At 50.3% G+C, this 25,603-nt stretch carries 22 protein-coding genes and 1 tRNA gene; 18 read left to right on the top strand and 5 right to left on the bottom strand.

Annotation, left to right across the window (positions count from 1 at the left end; translation table 11 throughout):
- Positions 1 to 144: 144 nt before the first annotated feature.
- The 10 genes from BZG81_RS03440 (at position 145) to BZG81_RS03395 (ending at position 11,794) form a co-directional block, all read left to right on the top strand.
- Positions 145 to 221: transfer RNA gene (locus BZG81_RS03440), tRNA-Arg, on the top strand.
- A gap of 340 nt (positions 222 to 561) precedes the next feature.
- Positions 562 to 1,866, top strand: coding sequence for a trigger factor (gene tig, locus BZG81_RS03435; RefSeq protein WP_077460344.1), 1,305 nt, complete (start codon positions 562 to 564; stop codon positions 1,864 to 1,866).
- A gap of 277 nt (positions 1,867 to 2,143) precedes the next feature.
- Entirely contained in the window at positions 2,144 to 2,767 is a 624-nt protein-coding gene (clpP, locus tag BZG81_RS03430; protein WP_021022248.1) for an ATP-dependent Clp endopeptidase proteolytic subunit ClpP, read from the top strand.
- Positions 2,768 to 2,911: 144 nt separating this feature from the next.
- Positions 2,912 to 4,189 (top strand): ATP-dependent protease ATP-binding subunit ClpX, encoded by a 1,278-nt coding sequence (clpX, locus tag BZG81_RS03425; RefSeq protein ID WP_021022249.1) that lies wholly within the window; start codon positions 2,912 to 2,914, stop codon positions 4,187 to 4,189.
- A gap of 138 nt (positions 4,190 to 4,327) precedes the next feature.
- The gene (gene lon, locus BZG81_RS03420) at positions 4,328 to 6,700 is read left to right on the top strand and encodes an endopeptidase La (RefSeq protein WP_077676737.1); all 2,373 of its coding nucleotides are present in this window, start codon (positions 4,328 to 4,330) and stop codon (positions 6,698 to 6,700) included.
- A gap of 186 nt (positions 6,701 to 6,886) precedes the next feature.
- Positions 6,887 to 7,162: a nucleoid-associated protein HU-beta gene (gene hupB / locus BZG81_RS03415; RefSeq protein WP_077460346.1), complete on the top strand. Its 276-nt coding sequence runs from the start codon at positions 6,887 to 6,889 to the stop codon at positions 7,160 to 7,162.
- Positions 7,163 to 7,331: 169 nt separating this feature from the next.
- Positions 7,332 to 9,215: a peptidylprolyl isomerase gene (gene ppiD, locus BZG81_RS03410; protein WP_077676736.1), complete on the top strand. Its 1,884-nt coding sequence runs from the start codon at positions 7,332 to 7,334 to the stop codon at positions 9,213 to 9,215.
- 212 nt (positions 9,216 to 9,427) lie between these two features.
- Entirely contained in the window at positions 9,428 to 9,736 is a 309-nt protein-coding gene (locus BZG81_RS03405) for a ComEA family DNA-binding protein (protein WP_021022253.1), read from the top strand.
- 110 nt (positions 9,737 to 9,846) lie between these two features.
- Complete coding sequence (gene yfbR, locus BZG81_RS03400) at positions 9,847 to 10,449, top strand: 5'-deoxynucleotidase (RefSeq protein ID WP_021022254.1); 603 nt, start codon at positions 9,847 to 9,849, stop codon at positions 10,447 to 10,449.
- On the top strand, positions 10,439 to 11,794 hold the full coding sequence (locus BZG81_RS03395; protein WP_021022255.1) for an anti-phage deoxyguanosine triphosphatase: 1,356 nt from the start codon (positions 10,439 to 10,441) through the stop codon (positions 11,792 to 11,794). The genes yfbR and BZG81_RS03395 overlap by 11 nt, the downstream gene beginning before the upstream one ends.
- On the opposite strand, the gene BZG81_RS03390 is transcribed toward BZG81_RS03395, so the two are convergent.
- A complete protein-coding gene (locus tag BZG81_RS03390) occupies positions 11,784 to 12,413 on the bottom strand; it encodes a tRNA-uridine aminocarboxypropyltransferase (protein ID WP_077676735.1) in 630 nt (209 codons plus the stop codon). The two genes, BZG81_RS03395 and BZG81_RS03390, sit on opposite strands and share 11 nt — an antisense overlap.
- Positions 12,414 to 12,489: 76 nt before the next feature.
- Positions 12,490 to 13,710 (bottom strand): pyridoxal phosphate-dependent aminotransferase, encoded by a 1,221-nt coding sequence (locus BZG81_RS03385; protein ID WP_077676734.1) that lies wholly within the window; start codon positions 13,708 to 13,710, stop codon positions 12,490 to 12,492.
- 292 nt (positions 13,711 to 14,002) lie between these two features.
- On the opposite strand from BZG81_RS03385, the gene BZG81_RS03380 reads away from it, so the two are divergent.
- Genes BZG81_RS03380 through BZG81_RS03355 form a run of 6 tightly spaced genes read left to right on the top strand, consistent with a single transcriptional unit; the run spans position 14,003 to position 21,189 of the window.
- Entirely contained in the window at positions 14,003 to 15,301 is a 1,299-nt protein-coding gene (locus BZG81_RS03380) for an isochorismate synthase (protein ID WP_158011825.1), read from the top strand.
- On the top strand, positions 15,301 to 17,070 hold the full coding sequence (menD, locus tag BZG81_RS03375) for a 2-succinyl-5-enolpyruvyl-6-hydroxy-3-cyclohexene-1-carboxylic-acid synthase (protein WP_077676733.1): 1,770 nt from the start codon (positions 15,301 to 15,303) through the stop codon (positions 17,068 to 17,070). The genes BZG81_RS03380 and menD overlap by 1 nt, the downstream gene beginning before the upstream one ends.
- Positions 17,070 to 17,852 carry a 2-succinyl-6-hydroxy-2,4-cyclohexadiene-1-carboxylate synthase gene (gene menH / locus BZG81_RS03370; RefSeq protein WP_077669316.1) on the top strand — a complete coding sequence of 261 codons (783 nt, stop codon included), beginning with the start codon at positions 17,070 to 17,072 and terminating at the stop codon, positions 17,850 to 17,852. The genes menD and menH overlap by 1 nt, the downstream gene beginning before the upstream one ends.
- A 60-nt stretch (positions 17,853 to 17,912) precedes the next feature.
- Positions 17,913 to 18,779: a 1,4-dihydroxy-2-naphthoyl-CoA synthase gene (gene menB, locus BZG81_RS03365; RefSeq protein WP_077576286.1), complete on the top strand. Its 867-nt coding sequence runs from the start codon at positions 17,913 to 17,915 to the stop codon at positions 18,777 to 18,779.
- Positions 18,780 to 18,787: 8 nt separating this feature from the next.
- A complete protein-coding gene (menC, locus tag BZG81_RS03360) occupies positions 18,788 to 19,807 on the top strand; it encodes an o-succinylbenzoate synthase (protein ID WP_077676732.1) in 1,020 nt (339 codons plus the stop codon).
- Positions 19,804 to 21,189, top strand: coding sequence for an AMP-binding protein (locus tag BZG81_RS03355; RefSeq protein WP_077676731.1), 1,386 nt, complete (start codon positions 19,804 to 19,806; stop codon positions 21,187 to 21,189). Before menC ends, BZG81_RS03355 begins: the two co-directional genes overlap by 4 nt.
- Here BZG81_RS03355 and BZG81_RS03350 read toward each other — a convergent pair.
- On the bottom strand, positions 21,186 to 23,048 hold the full coding sequence (locus BZG81_RS03350; protein ID WP_077676730.1) for an MFS transporter: 1,863 nt from the start codon (positions 23,046 to 23,048) through the stop codon (positions 21,186 to 21,188). The two genes, BZG81_RS03355 and BZG81_RS03350, sit on opposite strands and share 4 nt — an antisense overlap.
- A gap of 115 nt (positions 23,049 to 23,163) precedes the next feature.
- Positions 23,164 to 23,559, bottom strand: a complete 396-nt coding sequence (locus tag BZG81_RS03345) for an NINE protein (protein ID WP_077660660.1) — start codon at positions 23,557 to 23,559, stop codon at positions 23,164 to 23,166.
- Positions 23,560 to 23,747: 188 nt separating this feature from the next.
- Between BZG81_RS03345 and BZG81_RS03340 the strand changes: the two genes are divergently transcribed.
- Complete coding sequence (locus BZG81_RS03340) at positions 23,748 to 24,617, top strand: Tim44 domain-containing protein (RefSeq protein WP_077676729.1); 870 nt, start codon at positions 23,748 to 23,750, stop codon at positions 24,615 to 24,617.
- Between the two features lie 97 nt (positions 24,618 to 24,714).
- Here BZG81_RS03340 and BZG81_RS03335 read toward each other — a convergent pair whose 3' ends face one another.
- Complete coding sequence (locus tag BZG81_RS03335; RefSeq protein WP_021022267.1) at positions 24,715 to 24,981, bottom strand: YkgJ family cysteine cluster protein; 267 nt, start codon at positions 24,979 to 24,981, stop codon at positions 24,715 to 24,717.
- Positions 24,982 to 25,145: 164 nt separating this feature from the next.
- Between BZG81_RS03335 and BZG81_RS03330 the strand changes: the two genes are divergently transcribed.
- Complete coding sequence (locus BZG81_RS03330; RefSeq protein ID WP_021022268.1) at positions 25,146 to 25,586, top strand: YcgN family cysteine cluster protein; 441 nt, start codon at positions 25,146 to 25,148, stop codon at positions 25,584 to 25,586.
- Positions 25,587 to 25,603 lie beyond the last annotated feature (17 nt).

Genomic DNA, 25,603 nt, shown 5'->3' with positions numbered 1-25,603 from the left:
TAGGTTGGCAAAGTGGCCCAAAAAAAGCGATAGGCGGTGATTGACAATAAAATGGCGCGGTTTTGAGCAACTAGGTCAACATTTTAGGGAAAAGCGTTGACGGGACCTGACGTCGCTTTATAATCCACGCTGCATATCGTTATTGCGCCCTTAGCTCAGTTGGATAGAGCAACGGCCTTCTAAGCCGTGGGTCACAGGTTCGAATCCTGTAGGGCGCGCCATTTTTATGCGTCTCCCCGTATTTGCCTTGTCTGAGTGCTCTGAAAATAATCAATCGCGCATAAAACAGTAAAATCTGTGATCTTACGCGGTTGAATTGTGAGATATCACCCCAATTTCGATATTGAAACGCCATCGGTTGCCCCTTGTCTCGACTCAGTTGACGGGTGCCGCTATAATAGCGCGTCTTAATTTTCAGTCTCGGATGAGATAGCTCGATACGCCAATTGCGTGTATCCGGATTCGCAGGGGCTATGACGGACTCATAGCTCGGATGATGCCACCAGTCAAACTGGTAAACATCACTCAGTACCCCTGAGTAAATTTGAGGTTAAATTTATAATGCAAGTTACCGTTGAAACCACCGAAGGCCTTAAGCGCCAAATGACCATCACAGTGCCTGCTGCCAATATCGATGATGCAGTCACTAAAGAGCTACGCAATATCGCTAAGAATCGTCGTTTTGATGGTTTCCGTAAAGGTAAAGCGCCATTGAAAATGGTGTCACGTATGTACGGTGATACCGTGCGTCAAGACGTGCTGGGCGAAGTGATGCAGCGTCACTTTATTGAAGCGATGATCCAGGAAAAAGTGAACCCAGCGGGCGCACCAACCTTTACCCCTGTAGAGAACGAAGCAGGAAAAGATCTGGTATTTAAAGCTGACTTTGAAGTGTATCCAGAGGTTGAGCTACAAGGCCTAGACGCGATCAGCGTCGAAAAGCCAAAAGCCGACGTACAAGAAAGCGACGTTGAAGAAATGCTCACCACCTTGCGCAAGCAACAAGCGAGCTGGGTAGAAGCAGAAGGTGAAGCGAAAGATAACAGCCGTGTGACGCTGGACTTCGTCGGCACCATCGACGGTGAAGAATTTGAAGGCGGCAAAGCCGAAGGCTTCCAGCTAGAAATGGGTCAGGGTCGCATGATCCCAGGCTTTGAAGACGGTCTTGTCGGCAAAAAAGCGGGCGAAGAATTCACCATCGACGTGAACTTCCCTGAAGACTACCATGCTGAAAACTTGAAAGGCAAAGCGGCTCAGTTCGCGATTAAACTGCATCAAGTAGAAGAGCAAGAGCTACCCGAGCTAACAGAAGAATTCGTTCAGCGCTTCGGCATTGCAGATGGCAGTGTTGAAGGCCTGAAAGCGGAAGTACGCAAAAACATGGATCGCGAACTCAAGCAAGCGATCAAAAACAAGGTAAAAGAACAAGTACTGGACGGTCTGGTTGAGCAAAACCAAATCGACGTACCGTCAGCCTTGATTGACCAAGAAATTGGCACATTGCGTCAGCAAGCGGCACAACGTTTTGGTGGCAACATGGATAGCGCTTCTCAGCTACCGCGTGAGCTATTTGAAGAGCAAGCGAAGCGTCGTGTTAGCGTCGGCCTGCTGCTTGGCGAAGTGATCAAGTCTGAAGAGCTTAAAGCCGATGATGAGCGCGTTAAAGCACTGATCGAAGAAATGGCGTCTGCGTATGAAGACCCATCAGAAGTTGTCGCTTACTATGAAAAAGACGAGAAGCTGATGGAAAATATGCGTAACGTTGCGCTTGAAGAGCAAGCGATCGATGCGTTATTAGCAAAAGCAACCGTTACTGAAGCTGAAGTCGGTTTCAGTGATCTAATGAACGCTTCTCAGCAAGCGTAATTCGGATTAAAAAACGTCTGTGTTTTATTGACACTGCGTAAACGTATCTGCTTACAATGGCCCTAATGACTTGTCATTCGGGCCATTTTTTCCATCTATTGGTCGCAATGGTGATGAAACCAATCGACGTTAGAGAGCCTTGTTTTTAAGTAAAAACTCTCGATGGATCATCAAGCTGCATACACCGATATAAGATTTTAGTGACCTGTTACAGCATTTTGTGCTAAACCTTGGTTAAGGCAAGAGTGATAACAAATTCGATTAGGGATATTACGTTATGAGCCATCAAGATAGAAATGCCATGCCACCCATTACGGACGCCCTTGTCCCTATGGTGGTGGAACAAACCTCGCGCGGTGAGCGCTCTTACGATATTTACTCTCGCCTACTCAAAGAACGCATTATCTTCCTGACAGGGCAAGTGGAAGACCAAATGGCGAACTTGATTGTGGCGCAGATGCTGTTCTTGGAATCTGAGAACCCAGAAAAAGACATTTATCTGTATATTAACTCACCAGGCGGCGTGGTGACTGCGGGGATGGCGATTTATGACACCATGCAGTTTATTAAACCGGACGTGAGCACCTTATGTACAGGCCAAGCCTGTTCGATGGGCTCTTTCCTGCTTGCGGGTGGCGCCAAAGGTAAGCGTTATTGTTTACCAAACTCGCGCGTGATGATTCACCAGCCGCTAGGGGGCTTCCAAGGCCAGGCGTCTGATATTGAAATTCATGCGCAGGAAATGATCAAAACGAAGCACCGTCTCAACACTATATTGGCTGAACATACTGGCCAGCCGATGGAAGTGATCGAGCGCGATACTGACCGTGATAATTTCATGGCGGCGCAAGAAGCGGTGGACTATGGCTTAGTTGACGCCGTATTGAGTCAACGAGACTAAACCCAATTCGCCGCAGAGCGTTGAAATGAGACAAACTTCGCTCATTAGCCAAGGCTTGATGGTTGTTGGGTCGGAAAAAGTGGCCGATTTGTTGTAAACTCAACATAAGGCAACGACGGGCAAGTGCCCCAAAGAGGTTAGCGAATGACAGACAAGCGAAAAGACGGTGGAAGCGGAAAGCTGCTTTACTGCTCATTCTGTGGTAAGAGCCAACACGAAGTTCGCAAGTTAATTGCTGGGCCATCGGTCTACATTTGTGACGAATGTGTTGACCTATGTAATGACATTATCCGTGAAGAGATCAAAGAAGTGATGCCGAAGCGTGAAGGTGATTCTTTGCCTGCGCCAAGCGAAATTCGCGAGCATCTGGACGATTATGTCATTGGCCAAGAGCAAGCCAAAAAAGTGCTTTCGGTTGCGGTATACAACCACTACAAACGCTTGCGAAACGGCGATAAAAGCGCCGAGGGCGTGGAGCTAGGTAAGAGTAATATCCTGCTGATTGGCCCCACAGGGAGTGGTAAAACACTGCTGGCTGAAACCCTCGCCCGCTTCTTGGATGTGCCATTTACGATGGCTGATGCAACGACATTAACCGAAGCCGGTTATGTGGGTGAAGACGTCGAAAATATCATCCAAAAGCTGCTGCAAAAGTGTGACTACGACGTCGCTAAAGCAGAGCGCGGCATCGTGTATATCGATGAAATCGACAAGGTGTCACGTAAATCGGATAATCCATCGATTACCCGTGATGTTTCTGGCGAAGGCGTACAGCAAGCCCTGCTTAAACTGGTCGAGGGAACGGTTGCATCGATCCCGCCACAAGGTGGGCGTAAACATCCACAACAAGAGTTTCTCCAGGTTGATACCTCGAAAATTCTATTTATTTGTGGTGGTGCGTTTGCAGGACTAGACAAAGTGGTGGAGCAGCGTGTTGATACCGGCTCTGGCATTGGTTTTGGCGCGCAAGTAAAAGGCGCGACTGATCGGTCAGTCGACGAGTTCTTCGGCAAAGTAGAACCAGAAGATATGGTTAAATATGGCCTGATCCCTGAGTTCATCGGCCGTTTGCCAGTGACCGCTGTGCTTAGAGAGCTTGATGAAGACGCACTCGTACAGATTTTGCGTGAGCCAAAAAATGCCATCACCAAACAATACAGTGCGCTGCTTGAGCTGGATGGTGTCGAGCTTGAGTTCCGTGATGACGCCCTACGTGCGATCGCCAAAAAAGCGATGACCCGCAAAACAGGTGCACGAGGTTTGCGTTCGATTGTGGAATCTGTGCTGCTAGATACTATGTATGATCTGCCATCCATGAAAGGGGTGACCAAGGTCGTCATTGATGACTCAGTGATCCGAGGCGAATCCGCACCTCTATTGATGTATGAGCACACTGAGAATCAAGCCGCAGGCGGTGAATAACGCTTTCACTTGTTTTATCAGCGATAAAGAAAAAAGGGAGTTATCACTCCCTTTTTTATTTTCTGACGGTTGAGCCGTTGAAACCTGTCCAACAGACCCCATATACTCTTAATCAGATTGAACGGAAGAGAGAAGCATATGAACTTGGAGCGTTCCGAGCGCATTGACATTCCGGTGCTGCCACTTCGGGATGTGGTGGTTTATCCTCACATGGTGATCCCGCTCTTTGTGGGAAGGGAAAAGTCGATACGCTGCCTTGAAGCGGCGATGGACAACGATAAGCAGATTCTATTGGTGGCGCAAAAAGATGCGGCAACCGATGACCCAAGTATCTCAGATTTATATACCGTTGGTACGGTAGCAACCATCCTACAGCTTCTTAAACTTCCAGACGGAACGGTAAAAGTTCTGGTCGAAGGGATGCAGCGTGCAAGTATTGACCAGTTTAGTGAAGAAGATTTCTTCACCGCGCAAGCTGATTATCTAACCACGCCAAGTTTGGATGAGCGCGAGCAAGAAGTTCTGGTACGGACGGCGATCAGCCAGTTTGAAGGCTTTATTAAGCTCAATAAAAAGATTCCGCCGGAAGTACTGACGTCGCTAAATGGGATTGAAGAGGCGGCCCGTCTCGCCGATACCATTGCGGCCCATATGCCGCTTAAGCTTGAAGATAAGCAACAAGTTCTTGAGCTTGTAGATATTTCCGAGCGTCTAGAATATCTGATGACGATGATGGAATCTGAGATTGACTTGCTGCAAGTCGAAAAGAGGATCCGTGGTCGCGTCAAAAAACAGATGGAAAAAAGCCAGCGCGAGTATTATCTCAACGAGCAAATGAAGGCCATCCAGAAAGAACTGGGTGAGCTAGACGATGCGCCGGATGAGTTTGAAACGCTGAAGCAGAAAATCGAAGAATCAAAAATGCCGCAGGAAGCACGGGAAAAAACCGAGCAAGAACTGCAAAAGCTTAAAATGATGTCGCCGATGTCTGCCGAAGCCACAGTGGTGCGCAGTTATATTGACTGGATGATCAGCGTACCTTGGGCGAAACGCTCGAAAGTGAAGAAAGATTTAGCGCGCGCTGAAGAAGTATTGAATGCCGATCATTACGGCCTTGAGCGTGTCAAAGACCGGATTTTGGAGTATCTTGCGGTTCAAAATCGGATGAAAAAACTAAAAGGTCCGATTCTTTGTTTAGTCGGTCCTCCGGGGGTCGGTAAAACGTCTTTGGGGCAATCTATCGCTCGGGCGACGGGACGTAAATATACCCGTATGGCACTGGGCGGGGTTCGCGATGAAGCGGAAATCCGAGGTCACCGTCGTACCTACATCGGTTCGTTGCCCGGTAAATTGATCCAGAAAATGTCAAAAGTTGGCGTGCGTAACCCACTATTTTTGTTGGATGAGATCGATAAAGTCTCCTCTGACATGCGTGGCGATCCTTCCTCTGCGTTGTTAGAAGTGTTGGATCCCGAACAAAATAACGCCTTCAACGATCATTACTTAGAAGTGGACTATGACCTTTCTGATGTAATGTTTGTAGCAACATCGAACTCGATGAATATCCCTGGCCCATTGTTGGATCGGATGGAAGTGATTCGTCTATCGGGTTACACCGAAGATGAAAAATTGAATATTGCCAAGCGTCATTTAGTCGATAAACAAGTTTCACGGAATGGTTTGAAGCCGCACGAGATCACTATCGAAGACTCGGCGATTATCGGCATTATTCGTTACTACACTCGTGAAGCGGGCGTGCGTAATCTAGAGCGTGAAATTTCTAAGCTGTGCCGTAAAACGGTTAAAGAAATTTTGCTCGATAAAGACCTAACGCAAGTCACGGTAACCAATGACAATCTATCCGACTATTTGGGTGTGCGTCGCTTCGATTATGGTAAAGCCGATGAGCAAAATCGTATCGGTCAAGTTACCGGTCTCGCTTGGACCGAAGTGGGCGGTGATCTGTTAACGATTGAAACCGAGTCCATGCCTGGTAAAGGTAAACTGACACATACCGGCTCATTGGGTGATGTGATGCAAGAATCGGTGCAAGCGGCCATGACAGTGGTGCGTAGCCGAGCCGATAAGTTGGGGATTAATAGCGACTTCTATGAAAAGCGTGACATCCATGTGCACGTTCCAGAAGGTGCGACACCGAAAGACGGCCCCAGCGCGGGCATCGCGATGTGTACAGCTTTGGTCTCAAGCCTCACGGGTAACTCAGTGCGCTCCGACGTGGCGATGACTGGCGAAATCACGCTGCGTGGCGAAGTGCTTCCGATTGGTGGATTGAAAGAGAAGCTGCTAGCGGCACGGCGCGGTGGGATCAAAACGGTGGTGATTCCAAAAGAAAATGAGCGTGACTTGGAAGACATTCCAGCCAATGTGAAAGAAGAATTATCGATTCATCCAGTACGATGGATTGATGACGTGTTAACCATCGCATTAGTGAATAATCCGCTTGGGATTGAGCTGGTTGACGCTGAAAAGAGTGACATGCAGCAAAATTAAGCAACGTAAAACGCTGACAGACCGCAAAAGGCTTGTCAGCGTTTTTTTTGCTCGCTAACGTTGCTCTGGCGTACTGTCTGCATGGGGCAGGCAGTTGCTTACAACGTCTTGCGTCGACAAAGCGTCTGTTATTGAAACCGCAATGCGCATAGGATTTGCGGAGAAGTTATTTAAGGGGATGAAAAAGTGAATAAGTCGGAACTGATTGATCATATTGCAGAGAGTGCTGATATTTCTAAAGCCTCGGCGGGGCGAGCACTGGATGCGTTCGTAGACTCTGTCTCTGACACACTCAAGTCAGGTGATCAAGTCGCACTCGTCGGTTTTGGTACCTTCTCAGTGCGCGAACGTGCTGCACGTAAGGGACGCAACCCGCAAACCGGTGCTGAAATTGATATTGCCGCTGCAAAAGTACCGGGCTTTAAAGCCGGTAAAGCGTTAAAAGACGCGGTAAACGAGTAATTATCACGTGAGGTCGTGCCGAATTATTCGCGTTTGACAGGGTGTTGGAGCTGCAAAGCCACTAACAACCGCGTATAATTCGGTGCACAAGAGCGTAAAGGCGCATCAAAAGATGCGCCTTTTTAGTTGAAAAACAACCAGTCCAAACCAGTTGGAGTACCGGCCCGTTATGATGGAACGTATACGCGAAGGCACCAATAGTCTTCCGGTTAAGATCATTTTAAGCCTTATTATCTTTTCCTTTGCTTTTGCCGGTGTCGGTAGTTATCTGGCCGGTGGATCCACACCGCCTGCTGCAACCGTCGGTGATAAAGAAATTAGCCGAGCGGAACTGGATCGCGCGTATCAAAATGAGCGTGCACGTATGCAGCAACAAGCGGGCGAGCAATTCAATCAGCTTCTCGGTAACCCCGAATACGTAAAACGTTTTCGCCAAAATATTCTTGATCGTATGGTGAATGACTTGCTTTTAGAGCACGAAGCCAGTGAATTAGGATTACGCGTCAGTGACGCACAAGTGAAAGCGGCGATCCGTGCCATGCCTCAATTCCGTCAGGCGGGTCAGTTTAATAACGAGCGTTATCAAGCGGCATTGCGTCAAACCGGTATGAGTGCAGATGAATTTGCTAACTATATGCGCACGGATTTAATGCGCCAGCAGTTGGTCAATGGCTTACGAACAACTGCATTCGTATTACCTAGCGAACTGGAAAGCTTATACCGTCTCGAAGCACAGAGCCGTGAAGTGCGTACTTTAACCTTGCCAGTTGAGGACTTTGCCAACCAGGTGTCGTTAACGGATGAGGAGCTGGAAGCCTATTACCAAGCGAATCGTGATGATTATATTCAACCACGTATGGTGAAAGTCGCGTATGTGGAATTAACCGGTGAAGGGCTAGCCAGTGACATTCAAGTCACGGATGAAGATATTGCCACTTACTACCAAGACAACCAGTCTCAGTATGGCTCACAAGAGCGCCGTAAGGTTAGCCACATCTTAATTGAAGGAACAGGAGACGACGCCAAAGCTCGTGCTCAACAAGCGTTAGATCGCCTCAATCAAGGTGAAGCGTTTGCGACCTTGGTCAAGGAAGTTTCTGATGACACCTTTAGTGCCGAGCAAAACGGATCATTGGATTGGATTGAACCCGGTGTGATGGATCCTGCGTTTGAAAAAGCCGCTTACGCACTGGCGCAAAAAGGCGATATTAGTGGCTTAGTTAAATCTGATTTCGGCTATCATATCATTCGCTTAGATGATATTGACCCAGCCGATGTTACGCCATTGTCTGACGTAAAAGACGACATTCGTCTTGCTCTGCAACAAGAGCAAGCGGCGGATCGTTTCTATGCACAGTCAACGCAACTGGCTGAAGTGGCGTTTGAAGAGGCGAATGGCCTTGAGCCAGCCGCAGAGGCGGTGAATGCGAAGGTGCAGTTTACGGATTACTTTGCGCTCGATAATGCCCAAGGCTTAATGGCGCGCCCTCAAATCCAGCAAGCGCTTGATAGCTATGATGTGCGTGAAAATGGCCTTAACTCTGAGCTGATTGAGCTGTCAGGTGAGCACGCGATTGTGGTGCGTCTCGACGACGTGAAGCCTGAAAAGCAATTGAGTTTTGCTGAAGTAAAAGACCAGGTGCAGGCGACGCTCGCGGCAGAAAAAGGCCGCCAGCAGGCGCAAGAAAAAGCGGACCAATTGGTCGCGCAACTTGAGCAGACCGGTACGCTAGATCAGGGTGATTATGTGTTCAGTGATGCGCAAGTGATCAATCGTGTTTCTCAGCAGCAAGCGGTGTCGGAGCTCGCTTTCTCGTTGCCTCAGCCTAACGATACAGGCGCAAGTTATGGGGTAACGCAGAACCGTCAGGGCGATATTGTGGTGGTTGCGCTGGATAACGTGATTAACCCTGCGATGCCAGACATTAGCCCACAAAGCCAAATGGCCGATCGCGTTGCACGTGCGATGAGCAATATGTCTTTGTCTGCCACACTCGAAGCGCTGCGTGAGCAAGTGGATGTGACTTATGCAGAGGTTGACGCACAACAATAAGCGAGTGTAGTGAGCGTTTAAACGCGAGAAAGCGCTCAGCGTGAGCGCTTAACAGGATCGCAGAGAGTTAGACGTCTCTCGCATTGGTTTGTGTGAAAATAGAAAAACGACGCTAGGATTTTGTCCTGCGTCGTTTTTCTGTTTGCGGGGACATGAAAAGGCGCAAACAGTGATTTACCGTGTCGGCGATATTGATGACATGGAGATCAAAAATGAAACACCTACTATCCAGTATTCTATTTGTGTTGGCACTAGTGACTGCGCCCACTGTGCTAAGCGCCAGTCAAGATGCGTCTCAGTCCTCTGAACAGGTTGAGACGCGCTCGGTGGATATTAACACTGCCAGTGTACAAATCCTCTCAGAGCAGCTCCGCGGTATTGGCCCTGCCAAAGCGAAAGCCATCGTCGATTATCGCCAGAAACACGGAAAGTTCGCCTCACCAGACGATTTAGTCGAAGTAAAAGGCATTGGCGCATCGACATTGGAGAAAAACCGCGACCGGATTAACGTGTCGTCATAGTGATGGAGAGTTCAGCGCAAAGACGTCACCGTCTTTGCGCGAATAATCCTTGTGTCTGCCGGCCGGAATGCACACAATGAAATCTGGTTGTAGGAAAGTAGCAGGACGCAATGACTCACAAACAAAGTCACTTTTTTGCTCATCTTGCCCGGATGAAGCTGATTTACCGTTGGCCTTTGATGCGCAATGTTTCCGTCGAAAATATCTCTGAACACAGTTTACAAGTCGCGTTTGTCGCCCACGCCTTAGCGCTTATTCACAATAAACGTTTTGAAGGGCAGTACCAGCCAGAACGTATTGCGGTACTGGCGATGTTTCATGACTGTAGCGAAGTCATCACAGGCGATTTACCCACCCCGGTCAAATACTTTAATCCGTCGATTGCCGCTGAATATAAAAAAATCGAGAAAATGGCGGAGAAAAAGTTGATCGCCATGCTGCCGCCAGAGCTGCAGGATGAATACAGCGGGTTGATTGATTCAGACCATATTGATCCAGATGATTATTTGTTGGTGAAACAAGCGGATATTTTATGTGCTTACTTAAAGTGTTTGGAAGAAATCGCCGCCGGTAACCATGAATTTGAGCAAGCCAAGAAGCGACTTGAAGCATCACTAGAAAAGCGTCGTTCTCCAGCCACCGATTACTTTATGGCCACCTTCGTGGATAGCTTCACCTTATCGCTGGATGAGATCAGTGACGATGGATTTTGAACTACCAGATACCTGGCAAACACGCCAGATGAGCAATGAGAACAAGAAGCGCCGTCACGATAAGCGTACCGTTTATCAGCGTGACCGTGCGCGTATTTTACATTCAGCCGCATTTCGTCGCTTACAAGCCAAAACACAGGTGTTGGGGGCTGAGCATAGCGACTTTTATCGCACCCGTTTAACCCACTCGCTCGAGGTGTCACAAATTGGCACCGGCATTGTTGCGCAGCTTAAAGAAAGACAGCCTGAGTTTCGGCCACTTTTACCGTCCACTGGGCTGATGGAAAGCTTATGTCTTGCCCATGACATTGGCCACCCGCCATACGGGCACGGTGGTGAAGTGGCATTAAATTATATGATGCGAAACGACGGTGGCTTCGAAGGCAATGCCCAGACATTTCGGATCGTGACGCTGCTTGAACCTTATACCCAACATCATGGCATGAACTTGGCGCGTCGCACTTTGCTGGGCGTAATGAAATACCCCGCGTTTATCAGCGCCGCACACAATGGTTCACAGCCAACGCCTGTCAGCGATTTTCGTCATCTCAAAGCGCGTGATTGGCAACCTGCTAAAGGTATTTATGATCATGACAGTGTACGCCGAAACTGGGTACTTGAGCCGTTCAGTGCCGCCGATCGGGCGTTATTTTTGACGTTCAGAGACAACACGCCTGCTGACCAGCATCGCAAGACGCGTTATAAGTCGTTGGATTGCTCCATTATGGAGTTAGCGGATGACATCGCTTATGGTGTCCACGATCTGGAAGATGCAATTGTAATGGGATTGGTCACCCGTGAGCAGTGGCAAGAGGCCGTGGCAAGTTATATCGCTGAATGCGGCGATCCTTGGTTAGAAGCCAATATTGGTGAACTGAGCGAACAAATGTTCGGTCCTCCGTATGAGCGCAAAGATGCGATCGGGGCCTTGGTCAACACCTTATTAACCTCCGTCGAGGTGGCCCCGACGGTTCAAGATGGCACCTATCGCTTTACGTCTCCTTTGTTAGCCTGGAACGCCTATCTAACCGAGGTGATGGCTGGCGTGCTGGAGGTACTGAAGCGATTTGTCAGTGAATTTGTAGTGAAGCAGCCTGAGCTTCAGGTGGTTGAGTATAAAGGTCAGCAATTGGTGATGGAGTTGTTTGACGCCTTTGCCTCTGATCCCGAGCGCCTGTTGCCTAAAGACTATCGACAAGATTGGTTAACAGCACAAACCGCAGGGGAGTCGGGCATGCGCGTGATTGCCGATTACTTATCGTCGATGACAGACAGTTTTGCTCAGAAGCTACACAGCACCATGTTTACCGCCGCGAGCAACGGTCCTTTGTACGCTATTCGCTAGGACGGGGATGATTGGATGATGCCGGCATAAAGGCAAGCTGGCGTTCGATCATCGCCTCAAAGCTTGTGAGTAAGGGCTGATAATGTTCACGATCACCACTTAACTCACTCAGTGCAGCAAATCCGGCCTCTAGGGTCGAAAGGGCCCCTGGCTTACTACTTTTGCGGATGGTGTATTGGCTCGGTGGCATGGTGGTAATCTTGACTGTGGGTAAATCATGGAGATTCTTTGATAACTGATACAGTTTGTAAGCTTTTTTCCATGTTCCGTCGAGTAATATGATCCCCCATGGTATCTCGCGGTCGCTTTCTTTGGCTGATGCTAATGGCTTGGTCAGCGATGATAGAGCGATAGCATGCTCGCCCGGATATAACACTGCATAGCGGCGCTGGGACCGTGCGAGCCTTTCATTCAGCGCGCGGTGCTCGCTAAAATCTTCTCCTATCCAACGCTCACAATGCTCTAATGCTAACGCGAGTAAACAAGCACTGTTTTTCGGGTGCGAGACTTCATCGGGATGCTGCAAGATAATCACCGGGATTGTATTGGTGATTGGTGTAATGGCATCGCATACGCAAATGGCTTTCGCTTTATGGCAAGATGAGCAGTATCGAGACATGATGGTCACTGTTTAATAACGGAATCAAGCAGCGTTTTACCGCTGCTTGATAATAAACGCAAGGTCGATTAAGCCGTTAGGTGGCTTGGCTATAACCGCAGAGAAAACGCTCAAAACGACTGATTGCCATTTCCAAATCATCCACCCGCGGGAGCGTGACTAACCGGAAATGGTCCGGCTGTTGCCAGTTAAAGCCGGTGCCGTGCACCATGAGGACTTTTTCTTGCAACAAAAAGTCGAGCATCAGCTTTTCGTCGTTATGGATGCTGTAGCGCTTGGTGTCGATTTTAGGAAACAAATACAATGCTCCCTTGGGTTTTTTACAACTGACACCAGGGATCTGATTGATCAGCTCATAGGCTTTGTCGCGCTGCTCCAGTAATCGACCGCCCGGCAGGATCAATTCGTTAATGCTTTGATAGCCGCCGAGCGCAGTTTGAATCGCATGCTGCATCGGTACGTTGGCACACAGGCGCATCGACGCCAGCATTTCAAGCCCATCGATATAACCGCGCGCATGCTGTTTGGGCCCGGTCACGAGCATCCAACCGGCACGAAAACCACAGACTCGATACGCTTTAGACAAACCGTTAAAGGTCAAACAAAGCACATCGGGAGCCAGGGTAGCGATAGAATAATGCTGCGCCCCGTCATAGAGAATTTTATCGTAAATCTCGTCGGCAAAAATGATCAAATTATGCTGGCGGGCCAGCTCGACAATCTGCAACAAAAAGTCACGGCTATAGACGGCGCCGGTCGGGTTATTGGGGTTAATCAACACCAGTCCGCGAGTCTTTGGCGTAATTTTGCGCTTGATATCGTCTAAATCTGGATACCAATCAGACTCCTCATCACACAGATAGTGGACCGGATTACCGCCCGATAACGATGCTGCGGCTGTCCAAAGTGGATAATCCGGCGAGGGCACGAGTAGCTCATCACCATTATTCAGTAACGCTTGCATGGCCATGACGATCAGTTCGGAGGCGCCATTGCCCAGGTAGACATCTTCGACATCCAGATCCATCAAGCCGCGCTTTTGGTAGTGCTGTACAACGGCTTTTCGGGCTGAATAAAGGCCTTTCGAATCACAATATCCTTGCGAGGTCGGCAAATTCCGGATCACATCGACCAGGATTTCGTCTGGGGCATCAAAACCAAACGGCGCAGGATTGCCGATATTGAGCTTTAAAATCCGGTGGCCTTCCTCTTCTAGCCGTTTGGCTTCTTTCATCACTGGGCCGCGAATGTCATAACAGACATTATCCAGCTTGGCGGACATACCGATTGGTTGCATTACCCTTCCTGTCAATCAAAGGTGAAAATTGTTATTAGGCTTTTTAAGTAACTTACACTATTTCTCACCCTCTTCGAAAGATGGTTGATCGATTTGATAAGCATTGGTTGAATCGAGTGCTGTTTCGCTTGTGTCGGCAAAAAATCAGCCAATTTTAACCGAAGACTGATCTAGCGCATATTTGTCTTATGCCCTCACAGGTTAGACTGACAAGCAAGAATAACGTGCTACATAAATAGCAGCAGGTACAGACTTGCGAATAGGACTGCCGCCTAGGCGGTTGGAGGATGTCGTGACTACCTTGATTCAAGCGGCCAATCACTTGCAAAGCCAGTTGGCGATCAGTCAAGCGCCAACACAGTTGCAAACCGATTTTACTTGGCCAGGAGATTTATCACCGATTGCGTGGCTAGACGCCCAGCCTGTCTACCCGAAAAGCTATTGGCAGTCGCGTGATGGCCGGGAAGAGGTGCTAGTACTGGGCGCCTGTCGTCAGTTTACGCAAATTCAGCAGGCGCAGGCTAGCTTATTACCCGAGCAGCGAATCTGGGGATGCGTTGCGTTTGATGATGCACCAGGCAGTGGTGATTTCTTTCTTCCCGTGGTGGAGCTTATTCGTCGCGATAAGCAATGGCAGCTTTGTGTCAATCTCATCGCTGAAACTGATAGCCAAGCAATTCTCAGCCAAATTATCTGGCAAGGCCGACCCCTCGCGCCGATGGCTGGACGAATCCGTCAAGAAGTACATACCCCAAACCATCATCAATGGTGTCACTCGGTGACGCGTGCATTGTCAAACATGGCCCACACTGAGCTGAAAAAAGTGGTGCTTGCGCGGCAAACCCGTTTAACCTTGGACGGAGCGGTGAGCGGTGGACAGCTTCTTAGCCACAGCCAACAACATAACAGCGAGAGTTTCCATTTTCTGTTCGCAACGGGGCCGGACGATGCTTTTGTCGGATCGACCCCAGAGCGACTCTATCGACGTCGAGATTGTCGCGTGACCACAGAAGCGGTCGCGGGCACCGTACGTCGCGGCGCGAGCTTTAGTGAAGATCATCATCTCGGTGAGTGGTTGCTAAACGACAGTAAAAACGTTCATGAGAATCAGTTGGTCGTTGATGATATTTTTGCCGGCTTACGGCGTCATTCGTTAACGATTACCGTTGATCCTGAACCCCATTTGATTGTGCTTCGTCATCTTCAGCATTTGCGTCGTCGTATTAGTGCCATCGTTGGTCCTGGTGTCGATGACAGTGTGATCTTAGGCGCGCTTCAACCGACTGCTGCGGTGGCGGGACTTCCTCGTGATACGGCCCGTGCGTTTCTCGCCGAACAAGGGATCACACGCGGTCGTTACAGTGGAGCCGTGGGCTATATTTCACAACGTGAAAGCCAATTTTGTGTGGCGATCCGAAGCGCGCAATTGACCGATAATACGGTGGATTTATTTGCGGGGGCAGGAATTGTTCCCGGCTCTGATCCTGAGGCTGAGTGGCATGAGTTAGATAACAAACTGACGACCATGCGTCAGTGTCTCCCTTATCGTCATGCCCACGAGCACGACGACGCCATTGTTGGAGTGTGTTAATGTCGCTGACACTCACGCATATATGGGCCGAAACCCTTATCGACGAGTTATCGCGCTTGGGCGTCAAACATATTTGTATTGCCCCAGGATCGCGATCGACGCCGCTCACACTGGCCGCCGTGAAACAAAGTCAGCACCCTCAGCGTCCGGTGACCTTACATTGTCACTTTGATGAACGTGGTCTTGGTTATCTTGCCTTAGGCTTAGCCAAAGCCGGACAGGCACCGGTGGCAGTGATTGTCACTTCCGGAACCGCGGTGGCGAATTGTTTGCCTGCGGTAGTCGAGAGCGGGTTAACCGGTGAGCCATTAATTATTCTGTCTGCAGATCGTCCGTTTGAATTGGTCGATTGCGGGGCGAACCAAGCGATTGTGCAGCGCGATCTGTTTTCGTCCCATGTTACTGCCCAACTGGATTTACCTACGCCAGACGCGGGGATGCCACTGAGTGCTTTATTGACCAAGGTGGATCAGGTGCTTGCCCATCAAGCGGCACGTGGTGGCAGTGTGCATATTAATTGCCCGTTTCGAGAGCCATTCTATGGCGAACGAGATGCAGCGCTTGAGGCTGAGATCCGTGCGCCGATTGCTAACTGGTATCAAAGTCAACAAAGCTATACGCGCCATCATGGACGGTTTTCTACGCCGATAGAGCGAGATAGCCTCCCGCCCAGTTTGCCATCCGATCGCCCCGTAAAAACGGTGATTGTGGCGGGTGCGCTGCCGCACGGATTATCAGCATCGGTTAACCGCTTAGCCACAGCGCTGAATGCGGTGGTATTAGCCGACCCGCAATCGGGCATCACGAGCACAGCACCTGGCTACGATCTTTGGTTAAACCATCCCAACTTGCAGGCGCAGTTGTCTCAGGCGCAATGGGTGATCCAGCTCGGCGGGCGTTTAGTGTCAAAACGCTTGGGACAATGGTTGGCGCAAACCTCTGCGCAATATTGGTTGGTGACGGATAATGCGCAGCCACTTGATCCTCATCATCGAGCGGTTGAACAGTGTGTTGTCGACAAGCGCCACTGGTCGTTATGGCTTGATGCACTGACTGACCAGGTGAGTGCGGCGTGCTCAACGTCTGAAGGGCTCACTTCGTCGGCGGACTCGCCCCTTGTTTGGCAACAAACATTGACGAATGAGGCGAGAGCACAGATGGAGAAAGCGACTGACAGGCTCTCTCCCTCATTGCTGTCAGAGCACCGCTTATTCCAACAATTACCCACGATGCTTCCCGAGCACGTCGATATTTTTATCGGCAACAGCCTAGCGATTCGTTTGGCGGATATTTGGTCGCAACTTGGCGCCTATCCGGTGTTTGCCAATCGCGGTGCGTCAGGCATTGACGGGCTATTTGCCTGCGCTGCAGGCGTTCAGCGATGCCGACGTCAGCCGATGCTGGTGGTGCTTGGCGACACGAGCGCGCTTTACGATCTTAATAGTCTTGCACTATGGCGTGAGACGGCTGCCCCGGCAGCCATGCTTATCCTCAATAACAATGGCGGCGGCATTTTTGATTCCTTGCCAGTCGATCCGCAGCTTTGTGACGCCTATTATCGCATGCCGCACGGTCTGCGGTTTGAGCAGGTTGCCGCGCAGTTTTCCCTGAACTATCAACAACCAACCTGCGAATCTGATCTCGCGGCTGCGCTCGTCCAAGCGTTTAATACACCAGGGACTGATGTGATTGAAGTGGTGACGCCCGCGGGTGAAGCGGGGAAAATCTTAACAGAGCAACTTGCCAATATGGCAGCGCAGGAGGGGTGATGCTGGGGTATCAGCAGGGGGGCAAGGTGGACGGTCCCAAGGTGGTTTTTTTGCACGGTTTGCTGGGGAGTCAACAAGATTGGCAAGGTGTTACCTCGCGCTTAAAAGCCTGTCACTGGCTCTGTCTTGATTTACCCGGCCATGGTGACAGTGTTGATTGTCCAAGCGTTGATTTTGCCACTACTGTCGACGCGGTGCGCCAGACCTGTGACCAGGTGTGGGGGAATCTGCCAGCGTATTTAGTGGGGTATTCGCTTGGTGCACGCATCGCGATGCATTTAGCCACCGCGTATCCAGCTCGTTGGCAGGGCGTATTCCTCGAAGCGGGACACCCTGGTTTACTGCATCGCCATGAACGTCATCAACGGTTGGCCCACGATCAAGCCTGGGCTCAGCGCTTTACGCATGAGCCGCTCTCGATGGTATTAAACGATTGGTATCAGCAATCGGTGTTTCAATCCCTTGATGCGACGCAGCGCGCCAAACTGATGACAGTGCGTGGTGACAACCATGGGCCCGCGATTGCCGCTATGCTCGATGCCACATCGCTCGGTCGGCAAGCTGATCTGCGTCCCGCATTAGGTGATGCGTTGCGACAAGGGTTGTCGATTGACTACCTTTGTGGGGAGCAAGATCCTAAGTTTATCTCGTTGGCCCACTCGCTCCAGCGCACAACCGGGATCCCCTTCACTTTGATAAAAGGGGCGGGACATAATTGTCATTGGGCCAATCCGTCGTCGTTTGTGCAGGTGCTATCAGATAACGACCGGTTATCAGCGTAACGATTTTTATCTTCCAATTTTCGGGGCCTTGTACCCCATCAACCAATTAAGGGGAAAGCCATGGCTGTAACGCCGGGAATGACCGAACAAGAACTGTATGCACCCATTGACTGGATGCCGACTGAGCTAACGTTTAGCGATATTTTGTATCACAAATCCGCCGATGGTATTGCGCGTATCACCATTAACCGCCCTCAGGTTCGTAATGCGTTTCGTCCGCAAACCGTTAAAGAAATGATGCAAGCGCTCGCTGATGCGCGCTATGACAGCCGAGTAGGCGTGATCATTCTGACCGGTTTAGGCGAAAAAGCATTTTGCTCTGGGGGCGATCAATCGGTACGTGGTGATTATGGCGGCTATCAAGACGACGAAGGCACTCATCACCTGAATGTGCTCGACTTCCAGCGTCAGATCCGCACCTGTCCCAAACCTGTGATTGCCGCGGTTGCCGGTTATGCTGTCGGTGGTGGTCATGTTCTGCATATGATGTGTGATCTAACCATTGCGGCCGATAACGCCCAATTTGGTCAAACAGGCCCCAAAGTAGGCAGTTTCGACGGCGGCTGGGGTGCCTCTTATATGGCGCGGATTGTGGGGCAGAAAAAAGCGCGTGAAATCTGGTTCCTTTGCCGTTTTTACAATGCGCAAGAAGCGTTGGACATGGGACTGGTCAACACAGTGGTGCCCTTGGACGAGCTCGAGCGAGAGACCGTACGCTGGTGTCGCGAGGTGCTGCAGCATAGCCCAATGGCATTGCGGTGTTTAAAAGCGGCACTCAATGCCGATTGCGATGGTCAAGCCGGACTTCAAGAATTAGCCGGCAACGCCACCATGATGTTTTACATGACCGACGAAGGGCAAGAAGGGCGAAATGCCTTTAACGAGAAACGTCGGCCAGAGTTTGATCGTTTCCCACGCAATCCATAGAGGTCTTTATGAGACAGGCACGGATATATCAATACACCTTGCCGGTCACTGCCGGTCTATTTTTACGTGACCAGCGTTTAACCCAGCGTGAAGGCTTGGTGGTGGAATTAAGCGAAGGCGCACAACGCGGGTGGGGCGAAATTGCCCCTTTGCCTGGATTTAGTCAGGAAACCTTCGCCGAAGCACGGCACGCTCTGATTGCCGCGACTGCTGTTTGGTGTGATCACCGTAATATCGCCATGCCCCAATTGCCACCTTCGGTTGCATGGGGGTTAAGCATTGCCCAAGCGGAGTTGGATCAACGCTTGCCGACCCCGTCCTCGTTTCAGACGGTGCCCGTGTGTACCGGGGATCCGGACGCGCTATTCGCCGCACTGGGACATGTGTCGGGTGGCCCGCACTCGGGTGGCCCGCACTCGGATGATCCATCCGATGAAGCCAAAGTTAAAGTGGGTGAGTATGAAGTGGCGCGTGATCGCTTAATGGTGACCACGTTGCTCGATGCCATTCCTCACCTTAAGTTGCGTCTTGATGCCAATCGTCGTTGGCGGCCTGAACAACTTGCGGCCTTTTGGTGTGGTCTGAGTCAGGCGCATCAAGCGCGAATAAGCTGGATTGAAGAGCCCTGTCGTGATCCTTATCAGTCTCTTGCTCAAGCAGAGGCATTAGGGGTGCCATTAGCATGGGATGAAACCTTGCGAGATAGCGACGACACAGGGTTAAAAGAAAGTGATCATGTAAGGACTTGGGTGATCAAACCAACAATGATGGGTGATTTCGCGCAGGTGAGTCAATCCGTTACACGCGCACACGCACTCGGTAAAATAGCCGTCATTAGCTCATCACTTGAAACCAGCTTGGGACTGACGCAATTATCGCGCGTTGCCAGCTCGCTCACCCCGAATGTTGTGCCTGGGCTCGATACCTTGGGCGTGTTTGAACAACAGCTGGATCGAACCTGGCCTGGCGCCAATCAGCCTTTGATTCCACTCGATGACCAGCCGTTAATTTGGGTCAATACCTTGTGACGTCGCCATGCTTTGCTTTTAACACCTGGCCGTGGCGTTACTGGGCGGCTGACGCGCCTGATGCCATCGCGATAGATAGCGAGACCCCCCTCACATGGCAGGCGTTGCGTGCTTTAGTCGATGCCCAGCAGCGGACGTTCAATGATGCGCCAGTGGTGGTATTAAATAGCCACGATGCCCTGCAGTCTTTGGTGGTCACCTTGTTGGCTGCTTGGCAAGCCGGTAAACAAACCTTGGTATTAAATCAGGCATTAAGTGCGGATGTACAAACGGCAGTGCTCGATAATCTAGGTCCTTTTCAATGGGCCCACGCTCACCAATCGGTGCCTGACGCGCAATCGGCACGCAATATGGCGCCTTGGCATATCGACATGCCGTTAACCCTTACCTTGACGTCAGGATCGACTGGCGCGCCCAAAGCGGTGGTACACGGCGGGCGTCAGCATCTTGCCAGTGCTGCCGGTCTGACAAAGCGGTTACCGTTTACAGGCGTCCGTGCCTCTCAAACGCCGGATCGTTGGTTGCTTTCTTTACCGCTTTATCACGTCTCTGGTCTTGCCATTGTGTGGCGTTGGTTGTTAGCCGGGGGGGAGCTTGGCATTTATCCGTGTCGAGGGGAGCACTTAGTCAATGCGTTAAAACGGGTGACCCATGCATCACTGGTCCCAACCCAGCTCTATCGCGTCTTGCCCGCATTGAAGGACGAGGCCGAACCACGGCGTTTGGCCCATGTATTATTAGGCGGTGCGGCGATCCCTACCGCTTTAACCCAAGACGCCGAAGCGATGGGCATTGCCTGCTGGTGCGGCTATGGTATGACGGAAACGGCATCAACCGTGACGTTAAAGCGTGCCGATGGTCAAGATGATGTCGGCGCGCCGCTGCCTTATCGTGATGTGCAGATACGTGACGATGGTGAGATTATCCATCGTGGTGAGACGTTAGCTTTGGGATATTGGCAAGCGGGCCAGCTACACCCCTTAGATGCCGAGCAAGGCCTTGCGTCGCGGGATCTCGGTCGTTGGCAGACCCAGCAGGCGGTGTCGGTACTACGCGTTGTCGGACGTCTAGATAATCAATTTATTTGCGGCGGCGAGAATGTTCAACCTGAAGCGATCGAAGCGCATTTACAGCGTTTGAAAGGCGTGACGCAAGCGATGGTTGTCCCGATTGTCGATCGCGAATTCGGTCATCGCCCACTAGCCATTGTGCAGAGCGCGAGCCCTTTTTCGCCCCGAGTGTTGGCCGAGCATTGTGCCTCACTGGCGCCGTATCAGCGCCCGGCACATTACCTTTGTTGGCCTGAGACGCAACAAGACGGCCAAATCAAACCGTCCCGTCACGCTTTGGCCCAATGGGCGCAAGCTTATATGAAGAGTTAAGCGTTATCTTCTTGGAGGCGAATCACTTCGTCACGCAAATAGTCAGCATTTGCTTGCTCAGGTTCAACCGCTGGCCCGGCGGCAACCGTCACCTTAGACCAAAACCGTTTTGGAAGCTTTAACATCGCTTTGCCGCCATGGCGGCTGAAGTAACTGCCCCACAATCCTTGCAATGCAAGGGGCACAACGGGGACCGGTGAGCGTTGCAATATCATGTCCATACCCCGGCGGAACTGATCAACCTCCCCATCATAAGTAAGGTGTCCTTCAGGGAAAATGAGCACGACTTCGCCATTATCCAGCGCACGTTGGATCTCATTCATCGCGGTACGAATTGTGCGGCCACGATGACTAATGGGGATCACTTTTGAGGTGCGGAAAAACCAATGGAGAACCGGGATCTTGTATAAGTCTTCAAACATCACAAAGCGTATAGGGCGATGACAGGCGCCCGCGAGTAAAGGGGCATCCATGTAACTGACATGATTACAAATCAGCAGTGCGCCCCCTTTGTCCGGAATATGGTGCAGATCTTTGTGCGTCACACGGTATAAGGTGTGCGTGATCATCCAGGTAAAAAAGCGTAGAGCAAAAATAGGCACGAGCTTACTGACGTAAAGTGCGACCACCAGATTGAGTGAAGTGAGCAACAGGAAAAATTCCGCAATCGAGAGCTCAACGACCACCAACATGGTGATCCCCAGTATGGCACTGGCCACCATAAACAAGGCATTAAAGATATTGTTCGCGGCAATCACACGCGCACGTGCGGCTTTATCGGCGCGTTGTTGCATCAAGCTATACAGGGGCACAATAAATATGCCACCAAAAACGCCGATCATCAGCAGATCAATAAACACCCAAGTTAACGCCGGGTCGGTGACAAAAGCGAGCAAATCGGCGTGAGGTGTCGGGCTGGCCGGAGTAGCAAAAAATAGATGCAGTCCAAACACCGTTAAACCGATGCTGCCCAATGGCACAATCCCAGGTTCGATACGATGGCCAGAGAGTTTGTCGCACAATAATGCGCCGACCGCGATCCCAATCGAAAATAGCGTCAATAAAAACGAGACACCTGTTTCACCGCCCCCGAGCAGTGCCGTGTATTTCGGAAATTGTGTGAGATAACTTGCGCCTAAAAACCAAAACCAGCTTATGCCTAGTATCGCTTGCAGGGTTACCTTATCTTTACGCGCAAAGCGCAAGGTTTGCCGCATCAGTGATACGGGTTTGTAGCGTAAGTTGAGTCCGGGGTTACCTGCTGGCGCGGGGGGGATAGCATGAGCGGAGAGCACCCCCAGTAAAGCAAAGACGAGTACCGCAATCCCCGCAATAAGATTGGAATCAGGATGATGGGCGATAAAGCCCGCTAATAATGTCCCGAGCAGAATGGATAAAAATGTCCCCGTTTCTACCAACGCATTGCCAGAGACCAGCTCTTTATCACTCAAGGTTTGCGGTAACAGCGCATATTTCACCGGACCGAAAAAGGCCGATTGAGTGCCCATTAAAAACAAGAGAGCCAAGAGGACGATCCATGCTTGGACATACAGTGCGACGGCTGCACAAGACATAATCAGCACTTCCAGCCACTTTACTCGTCGCATAATCCACGCTTTATCGTGTTTATCGGCAAGCTCACCGGCAAACGCTGAAAACAAGAAAAAGGGAAGAATAAACAGCCCGGCAGCCGCATTGATAAATAAGGTGGCATCCATAGGGAGCTGATCTGCGGAGGCAAACGCGACCATAATCACCAATACGTTTTTATAAACGTTGTCGTTAAAGGCGCCCAGTGCCTGAGTAATAAAATAAGGCAAAAAGCGTCGCTCGCGCAAAAGTTGAAACTGTTGGCTCATGAGTGCATTGGTCCATTTTAGCAAGGCGGTCAGCGCGTTATACTAGCAATGCGAGGCGAGGGCGCAACCCATTAAAGATTGCGCCGTCATAACGTTAGCGGGGGATTAGCGATGATTACGAAAAGGTTTGCATGTTTTTAATCGAGACTTGCTCGTTCAAGGTCCAAAAGTCGTAGAGAATACCGACTAAGAAAAAGCCCCCCGTAAACAAGTAGATAATCCCCGTGATCCACTTTCCCATATACATACGGTGAATGCCTAAGACCCCTAGAAAAGTCAGTAAAAGCCAAGCAATGGTAAAGTCAGTCGAACCGCTACGAAAACGAAGGTCGGCTTCTTTATCCATGGCCGGAATTAAGAACAAATCGACAATCCAACCAATTAAAAACAGCCCTAGAGTAAAAAACCAAATAGTGCCGGTCACCGGTTTACCGTAATAAAAGCGGTGTGAACCAAGAAAACCAAAGATCCAGAGTAGGTAACCGACGAGTTTGCTGTGTGTATCATTCATGGTTCGGGCCTGTATGTGTCTTTAAGTTAGATAATGGCTTGGAGTGCAGTGGCGTCAAATGGTTCCTTAACGCGCAAAAACAACGGCGGAGAGGTGATGTTTGGTAACAATTTCTTTCCCCCCTTTAATTGACTTCATCGGTAAAGACTCTAGCATGAGAAGCGTCTTAAACCACAGATGATGCGATCATGAAAAAATTACTCTCTGTTGCAGCTTTGATGTTTGTCTTTGTTGTCACAGCGCCTTATGCAGAAGCGAAGCGCTTTGGCGGCGGCAAGTCCTTTGGTAAAAGCTTCAAAACGGCGCCAGCGCCAAAAAATAACACCACAAACACTAACACGCTCAAGCAAAATACCACCAAAAGCGGCAAAAAAGGGCTCGCGGGTGGTCTGCTGGGTGGCTTGCTTGCTGGTGGCCTGCTCGCGGCCTTCTTTGGCGGTGCCTTTGAGGGGATCCAGTTTATGGACATCCTGATCATGGGTCTGATTGCCTACTTTGCACTGAAGTTTTTACGCGGACTGACGCAAGCGAAGGCGGGGGCCCAAGCACAAGGGCCAGCCTATGCGGGTGAGAGTAAAGGTTATTATCATCAGCAACCTAATGCCTTTCGAAACCATGCGGCTGATAGCTCAAGCAGGGCTGCGACAGGTGGCTTTGGTGCCGACACGCAAAATGATGTGCCGTTTAACTTTCCGCCACAGTTCGATATGCAAAGTTTTTTAAGTGGTGCGCGTGAGCACTATCGTATTTTGCAAGGTGCATGGAACCACAATGAATTAGAAAAGATCCAAGAATACGTCACCCCTGAGCTATACAACGACTTAGCGGCAGAACGCGCGCGCTTAGGTACTGAGCAACATACCGAAGTGATGTACGTCGATGCAGAGATTGTCCGTGCTGATCACGACAGCCGTCGCGCACAGTTAAGCTTAAAATTCACCGGCCGTTATTGTGACCGTGTGGAGGGTGTCGAAGAAGATATTACTGATATCTGGCATCTTGAGCGTGACTTGTCCCAAGCCAATGCGCCTTGGCTGATTGTGGGTATCCAAAGCTAATTCTGCAGAAAAGCGCCAATAATACAGAAAGGCTAGTACTGCGGTAAAAACAAGCCAATATGATAAAAGCGCTAGCTTGTAGTGAGGTAGCGCTTTTTTATGTCGCCGCTTCCAGATATATCAAGTTGTCGAGCGCTTGTTGGTAATGATCGCCACAGACATCCGGGTCGGCGTCAAATGCGGCGCAAACGCCTGGGCGGTCGGGCGTACCGAAAAGCTGGCATAAATTGTTGTCATCGAGCTGCACACAGCGAGTGCCTGCAGGTTTACCATAAGGCATACCTGGAATGGGAGATGAAATACTAGGCGCGATGCAGCAGGCGCCACAGCCTAGACGGCACGAAAATGTCGATGCAGTGGGCATATTGTCGGCTTCCTCAATGTGCAGGGGCGGGCACTTTATCATTCGGCTGTACACTCTCCAACCCATCCCAATGCCTGCTTGCACTTTATCGCTATGATGGTTATAACAGCGGCGCAATGTCTTGCCGCTCCGCGCGGTTTTATTATAAAAAGAGAGCCAGCATCATGAGCACGCCCTTTTGGCAACAAAAAACCTTAGCGCAAATGAGCGATGAGGAGTGGGAGTCGTTATGCGACGGTTGTGGCCGTTGTTGTTTGCATAAGTTGATCGATGAAGAAACTGATGAACTCTACTATACCAACGTTGCCTGCAGTTTGTTGGATGATAAAACCTGCTCATGCAAAGACTATCCTAATCGTTTCTCGTATGAAGAGTCCTGTTTGAAGCTTACCCGCGACAAAATCGACGAGTTTTACTGGCTGCCAGAAACTTGTGCCTATCGTTTGTTGGCAGAAGATAAACCGCTACCTGATTGGCACCCGCTGATCACCGGATCAAAAGCGGCAATGCACAAAGCGGGTATTTCGGTCAAAGACAGCGTGGTGTATGAAATTGATGTGATTGACTGGGAAGATCATATTCAGCTTACCACGCGGCCAAGATAGGGATGCGAACCGTTAGC

The sequence above is a fragment of the Salinivibrio sp. MA607 genome, assembly GCF_001996245.1.
GTDB classification, from domain to species: Bacteria; Pseudomonadota; Gammaproteobacteria; order Enterobacterales; family Vibrionaceae; genus Salinivibrio; species Salinivibrio costicola.
The sequence above is the reverse complement of the archived record's forward strand: the minus strand, read 5'-3'. Positions and strand labels throughout refer to the sequence as shown.